The 1046-nt window shown below is 76.0% G+C and carries 1 protein-coding gene; it reads right to left on the bottom strand.

Translation table 11 applies throughout. From position 1 onward, the window contains the following. Positions 1–60: 60 nt before the first annotated feature. A partial coding sequence (locus tag C1I97_RS37760) for an ADP-ribosylglycohydrolase family protein (RefSeq protein WP_111007352.1) occupies positions 61–1046 on the bottom strand: 986 nt, incomplete at its 5' end.

The raw sequence follows: 1046 nt of genomic DNA on the forward strand, positions 1-1046 counted from the left end.
GGTGCGGGCGACAACGTGGTGGGGACGCAGTCGCCGTAACGGCGCGTGGCCCGCGGGCGGTCAGCCCCTGCGCGGATAGCGCGCCAGCCACGCCGGGGACGACCCGGTGGGCCCGTGCAGTGCGGGTCCCTGGGTCATCTCCATCGCGAAGTCGTCCGCCAGGACCAGCAGAGTGGGACGGCCCTCCAGCTCGGCCAGCCAGGCCGGCGGGAGGGCCGTCTCGCCGTACAGGGCCCCGAGCAGCCCGCCGGTGAGGGCACCGGCCGCGCCCGAGGGCCCGCCCTGGTTCACGGCCAGGCACAGCCCGTGCCGTACGTCCTCGCCGACGAGCGCGCAGTACACGGACGCGGCGAGCACCTCCTCCGCCGTCCCCTCCCCCTCCAGCTCCTCCACCCGCGCCGGGCTGGGCGCGCCCTGCCGTACTACGCCGAGCGCGTGCTGCAGGGCATCGGACACGGGCTGGTGTCCGGGCCGCACGGCGAGCAGCGCCAGCGCCCTCCGCACGGCCTCGTCGAGACCGTCACCGCGGGCGAGGGCGTGCACGATCACGGCGTACGCGCCGGCGGCGAGACAGGCGGTGGGGTGCCCGTGGGTCTGCGCCGCGCACTCGACGGCGAGCTGTACGACGAGTTGCGGCTCCCACCCGACGAGAAGCCCGAAGGGAGCCGATCGGACGGCCGCCTCCGGCCCGGCCTCGGCGGGGTTCTTCGGCGCGTCGAGGGTGCCCATGGTGTCGTCCCCGAACCCGATGAGGAGCGCGCGGGCGGGATCCCGGCGGGCGTACAGCCACTCCTCCCGCGCCAGCCACCCGTCCTCCTTGCGCCGCTCGTCGGGCCCCCAGTCCCGCTGGGTGGCGGCCCACCGCAGGTACGCCCGGTGCAGATCGGTGGGCGGATGCCAGACCCCGGTGTCGCGCCGCACCTGCGCCCGGATCAGCCCGTCGACGGAGAAGAGCGTGAGCTGCGTGAGGTGGGTGACGGCCCCGCGCCGCCCGTAGGCGGGCGCGAGATCCACGATCCCCTCGCCCCCGTGGTCCTTCCGTATCC

The organism is Streptomyces sp. NTH33 (assembly GCF_003236365.1).
Taxonomy (GTDB): Bacteria; Actinomycetota; Actinomycetes; order Streptomycetales; family Streptomycetaceae; genus Streptomyces.